Raw genomic sequence first — 5,214 nt, forward strand, 5'->3', positions numbered from 1 at the left:
CCTCGGGTACACGCCGCCGCCCAGGCGCTCGCGAGCAACGGGGTCGCGGTCGTGTCGATCTCCGCGGACGCCATCAACGCCCTCGACGGCACGTACGCCGACGACGGCGGGGCCACGGCGCGGGGGCAGCTCGTCCTCGACCACCTCGCGCTCCTGCAGCGCGCGGACGCGGGGGACGAACCGCGGCTCTCCCCGGCGCTCGTCGGCAAGCTCGACCTGCAGCACGTCGGCCTCATGGGCCACTCCCGCGGCGGTGACGGCGTCGTCCGGGCGGCCCTGCTGAACGCCCAGCGGAAGCAGCCGTTCGGCATCACGGCCGTCATGCCGCTCGCACCCACCGACTTCGGCCGCACGACGCTCCCGGACGTGGACACGGCCGTGGTGCTGCCGTACTGCGACGGCGACGTGTCCGACCTGCAGGGCCAGCACTTCTTCGACGACTCCCGGACGGCCTACGGGGACGACGTGCTCCGCTCCTCCGTCCTCGTGATGGGCGCGAACCACAACTTCTTCAACTCCGTCTGGACCCCGGCGACCTACCCGAAGGCGTCGTTCGACGACTGGTGGGACCAGCAGGACCCGGTGTGCGGCGCGAAGGCGAAGGGCACCACGCGCTTGAGCTCGAGCGCGCAGTACGCCGTCGGCACGAGCCTCGTCAGCGGGTACTTCCGACTGACGCTCGGCGGCGAGCAGCAGTTCCTGCCGTACTTCGACGGCAGCGGTCGCGTGCCGTCAGCGCTCGGCACGGCCGACGTCCGCGTCACCGCGTCGCTGCCGGGCAGCACCCGCCGCGACCTCGCGCTCTTCACCGCGGCGGACCCCGCCGTGACCACCCGGGGCGCCGTGCGCGCGGTGACCTGTGCCAGCACCGAGGGCGTCGCCGGCACGCCCGCCCTGCCGGCCTGCGTCACCGGTGCGACGACCGCGCCCGACTACGTGCAGGCCTGGCTCGCGCCGTCGGTCCCCGCCACGCCCGCGCTCCACGTCGTCCCGACCGGGACGGCCTCCGGTGGCGCGGTCAAGGTCGCGGTCGACCCGGCCGCAGGGGACCTGTCGTCCTTCTCGACCCTGTCCGTCCGCCTCTCGCCGGACGACCGGGCGACCGCGGCGGCCGACGTGTCGCTCCGGGTCACCGACGCCTCCGGAGCCAGCGCGACGCGGAGGCTGTCCGACGTGAGCCGTGCCGGTGCGCTCCTGCCCGGTTCCCGGGACGCGGTGCGCAAGACGTTGCTCCAGCAGGCGCAGGTCCCGCTCAGCGCCTTCACCGGGATCGACCTGACGAACGTCCGGCAGGTCGCCGTCATGGTGCCGAAGGGTCGCAGCGGCCTGCTGCTCAGCGATCTGTCCGCGCTGCCCGCCTCGTCGCTCGGCACGCCGAAGGTGGTCGACCGCCCGACCGTCCGGGTCGCCGACCGGTTCGTGAACGAGGGCAACGCCAAGGGCACCGCGCGGGTCGCCGTCGTCCTCTCACGGCCGGCCGAACAGACCGCGACCGTCGCGTTCGACCTCGACGCCTGGGACGGTGCCGTCAGCTCGACCGTGCAGGAGGTCGTCTTCCGTCCCGGTGAGGTCTGCCACACGGTCGCCGTGCCGGTCTTCGGGGACCGCCGCGCCTCGGAGTCCCGGACCACCGCGTACCCCCTCGCCGTCAGCACGACGCAGGGTGGAGCGGTCCTCGGCGACGGCACCGGCACCCTCACGCTCCGTGAGGACGACGGTGTCTCGATCGGTGGGACGAGCGTGTCGTCCGCGCCGCCCGTCGGCCGCGCCGGCGACGCCTGCGCCGAGGCGCAGGCCGGGACCGGCACCGTCACCGCCAACCCCACCCGCCCGCAGCGCGCGCACCGCGTGGTCTTCACGAGCGCCGGGTTCCGGCCCGGTGAGTCGGTCGCCGTGCGCATCGACGGCGGCGCGGCCACCCGTGTCGTCGCCGACACGACGGGCACCGCGACGCTGACCGTCGCGAAGACGACGCAGAGCGTCGGCGCCCACGTCGTGACCGCTCGCGGGTACGGATCGGACCGTGCGGCTCGGGGGAGCTTCACCGTCCGGCGCTGACACGCCGTCGGCCGGGTGACGGCCGGACTGGAGGCGCGGGGCGGGCACGCACCGCGCCTCCTGTCCGGCTGCTCCAGCGTGGTACCGCTCTGCGGCGCTGCCGAGCCCCCGATGGGGGCTGGGTCAGTCGCGTCGCCCCCGCGCGTAGGCACTCCCGTCGCAGCTGTGCACCGCGCGGTCGTCCGTGAGGAGCCGCAACGAGTACTCGGCGCAGTCGACGAACGTGCCGATGCTGATCCACGACGAGGAGCGCCGGAGCGTCCCCTTCGACGGTCCGTCCGACCCGATGCCGGCGCGGTGGACCGTCCACTGCAGGTCGCGGGCCTCGGTGTCGAGGTACCGCATCACCGCCTCGTTGTCCCGGTGCTGTCCGTCGTAGCTCCGGGCGATCGTGCGCCGGACGATCCGCAGCACGAGCGGGAGCCGCTTGCCGGGCACGGCACTCAGGCCACCCGCCTGGTAGAGGAACCGCCGGACGCCTCCGCGGCGCATCGCGGGGACGAGCTCGCGGACGAACTCGGTGTTGACCATGCGGGTCTCCTGCGCCTGTCGATCGCCGAGCATCGCGACCACCGCGTCGACACCGTCGAGCAGCCGGTCGAGGTCGAGGGGCTCGGTGATCGACCCCTGGACGACCTCGAGGTGATCGTCGACGAGCGTGAGCTTGCCGGGGGTGCGGGCGACGGCCCGGACGGAGTGCCCACCGGCGAGGGCGAGGCGGACGAAGTGCTGGCCGGTCTGGCCGGTGGCACCGAACACGAGGATCTGCATGACGCCAATCTAGGCACTGGCTAGAAATTAGGCAATGCCTAGTTCGTGATTAGGATGGAGACGTGCCCGAGCGCCCCTTCCACCACGGCAACCTCCGAGCGGTGCTGCTCGACGAGGCCGTCCGAGTCCTGCGCGAGTCCGGGGTGGACGGACTCTCGCTCCGCGACCTCGCACGCCGGGCGGGGGTCAGCCACGGCGCACCGCGGAGCCACTTCGTCGACCGGCAGGCGCTGCTCGACGCCCTCGCCGTGACCGGGTTCGAACGGCTGACCAGCGCGGTCCGCCGGGCGCTCGCCGGGTCGGGCGACGACCTGGCGGCCCGCTTCCGCGCGGTCGCCCGTGCCTACGTGGACTTCGCGATCGACGACGCCGCGCTGATGGAGCTGATGTTCCAGGCGAAGGGCAGCGGCGGCACCGGGCCCGCCGGCGAGTCCGCTGCGACCCTCTTCGAGGTCCTCGACCAGGCCATGGGTCCTCGGCCGGGCGGCGGGGGAGACGAGGGAGCACGGACCGCGTTCAAGATGCTCTTCGCGGCGACCATGCAGGGCATCGCCGCGCTGGTCGCCTCCCGACGGCTCGAGCGCGCCCACGCGGACGGCCTCATCGACGCCGCGACCGACATGATGCTCGCGTCGGACCTCCGGACCCGAGCGCTCACCCCGGGCTGATCCCCGACCGATCGGGACACTCGTCCCCTCGTGCCGGAACCGGGCAGGACGTTCTCCGACACACTGGCGACATGCTCTCGGTCCGCGTCTCCGCTCCCGCCCCGCTCGCCGAGGAACTCCGCGTCCGCCTGTCCGCCGACCCGACCGTGTCCGACGTCACGGTGCTGCGCGGGGCCTGTCTCGACGGGAGCGGCGACCTGCTCCTCTTCGACATGGCGCGGGAGAACGCGAACAACGTCATGCGCATGCTGCGGCACGCCGGGGTGCCCGAGCACGGAACGATCGCGGTGTACGACCCGGTGACGGTCGTCTCCGACGCCGCGGACGCAGCCGAACGGGCGGCACCGGGACACCCGGCCGACGGGGTGCTCTGGGCGCAGCTCGCCGACGACGCCCGCGAGGACGCACGCCCCTCCGTGTCCTTCTTCACCTTCCTCCTCCTCGCGACGCTCATCGCCGGCATCGGGAGGTTGCTCGACCAACCCGTGCTCATCATCGGCGCGATGGTGGTCGGTCCGGAGTTCGCCCCGATCGCGGCGACCTGCTACGCCCTGGTCCGTCGGCGCTTCGGCATCGCCGGGTCAGCCGTCGCGACGCTGCTCGCCGGGTTCGCCGGTTCCGCCCTCGTGTCGTGGGGCCTGTGGGCGGCGGTGTCCGCAGCCGGACTCATCACGTACGAGCAGGCGACGACCGGCACGCAGACCGAGTTCATCGTCGCGCCGGACGGCTGGTCCTTCGTCATCGCGGCGCTCGCCGGCATCGCCGGAGTCCTCTCCATCACGTCCGCGAAGCCCTCGGCGCTCGTCGGGGTGTTCATCTCGATCACCACGGTGCCCGCGGTCGGGACGGTCGGGCTGACGCTGGCGGTGGGTGCGTGGGACGAGGCGAGGGCTGCCGTGGTGCAACTCCTCGTGAACCTCGCCGGGCTGCTGCTCGCGGGCACGGTGACCCTCGCGGTCCAGCTCGTCTTCGGCCGTCGGCTCGGTCGGCGCCTGCAGGAGCGTCGGGCGGCCCGCCGGTGAGCCGGGGAGGCGCGATCCGGGCGGAGGACGAGCAGTACGAACGGTGGCGCTCCGGCGAGATCGGCTTCCCGGAGCAGCGGCGGGAACGACTCCGGACGGTGCTCCCGCCGCTCGGGCTCGCGGTCCCCGCCTCCGACAGCGGGCTCGACGCCCTCTTCGACGACTACCTCGCCGCGTACCGGGACGCCTGGCGGGTCTTCCCGGACGTCGTGCCGCTGCTGCGGACGCTCCGGCAGCGCGGGTACCGGATCGGGCTGCTCACGAACGGTTCCGAGGCGCAGCAACGCGACGAGCTCGCCCGCACCGGCCTGGCCGACGCGTTCGACGCCGTCTGCGTCTCGGAGCGGATCGGCGTCCAGAAGCCCGATCCGCGAGCGTTCACGATCCTCGCGGAACGGCTCGGGGTCGGAGCCGGAGCGTGCCTGTTCGTCGGCGACGATCCCGAGCGGGACGTCGCGGGCGCACGCCGTGCCGGCATGTGCGCGGTGCTCGTCGACCGGTCGGCCGACGCGGCTCCCGCCCTCGACGAACTGGTCGACGCGGCGCTCACCGCGCCGGCCCACGGCGACTGAGCGCGGACCCTGCTCGAGGCCCGACGAGCGGACTGGAGGCGCGGGGCGGGCCCGCACCGCGCCTCCCGTCCGATGTGACCCGGCCCCCGCGCCGGGGGCGAGCCGCCTCACCCGAGCAGGTCG

At 73.8% G+C, this 5,214-nt stretch carries 5 protein-coding genes; 4 read left to right on the plus strand and 1 reads right to left on the minus strand.

Annotated elements, in window-relative coordinates; all coding sequences use genetic code 11:
• A partial coding sequence (locus I59_RS22765) for a hypothetical protein (protein ID WP_022903390.1) occupies positions 1 to 2,058 on the plus strand: 2,058 nt, incomplete at its 5' end.
• 123 nt (positions 2,059 to 2,181) lie between these two features.
• Here the strand turns inward: I59_RS22765 and I59_RS07855 are convergent.
• The gene (locus I59_RS07855; protein ID WP_022903391.1) at positions 2,182 to 2,829 is read right to left on the minus strand and encodes an NAD(P)-dependent oxidoreductase; all 648 of its coding nucleotides are present in this window, start codon (positions 2,827 to 2,829) and stop codon (positions 2,182 to 2,184) included.
• Between the two features lie 62 nt (positions 2,830 to 2,891).
• Between I59_RS07855 and I59_RS07860 the strand changes: the two genes are divergently transcribed.
• From I59_RS07860 to I59_RS07870, 3 genes are all read left to right on the plus strand, one after another.
• A complete protein-coding gene (locus I59_RS07860; RefSeq protein WP_022903392.1) occupies positions 2,892 to 3,497 on the plus strand; it encodes a TetR/AcrR family transcriptional regulator in 606 nt (201 codons plus the stop codon).
• 71 nt (positions 3,498 to 3,568) lie between these two features.
• Positions 3,569 to 4,519 carry a DUF389 domain-containing protein gene (locus I59_RS07865; protein WP_022903393.1) on the plus strand — a complete coding sequence of 317 codons (951 nt, stop codon included), beginning with the start codon at positions 3,569 to 3,571 and terminating at the stop codon, positions 4,517 to 4,519.
• Complete coding sequence (locus I59_RS07870; RefSeq protein WP_022903394.1) at positions 4,516 to 5,091, plus strand: HAD family hydrolase; 576 nt, start codon at positions 4,516 to 4,518, stop codon at positions 5,089 to 5,091. Before I59_RS07865 ends, I59_RS07870 begins: the two co-directional genes overlap by 4 nt.
• The last annotated feature ends 123 nt before the right edge of the window (positions 5,092 to 5,214 follow it).

It is taken from the genome of Curtobacterium sp. B8, from assembly GCF_000333315.1.
GTDB classification, from domain to species: Bacteria; Actinomycetota; Actinomycetes; order Actinomycetales; family Microbacteriaceae; genus Curtobacterium; species Curtobacterium luteum.

Excerpts from the sequence above, each read along its gene's own strand:
- I59_RS07865 (WP_022903393.1), top strand. The coding sequence starts at position 3,569 with ATGCTCTCGGTCCGCGTCTCCGCTCCCGCCCCGCTCGCCGAGGAACTC.
- I59_RS07855 (WP_022903391.1), bottom strand. The coding sequence starts at position 2,829 with ATGCAGATCCTCGTGTTCGGTGCCACCGGCCAGACCGGCCAGCACTTC.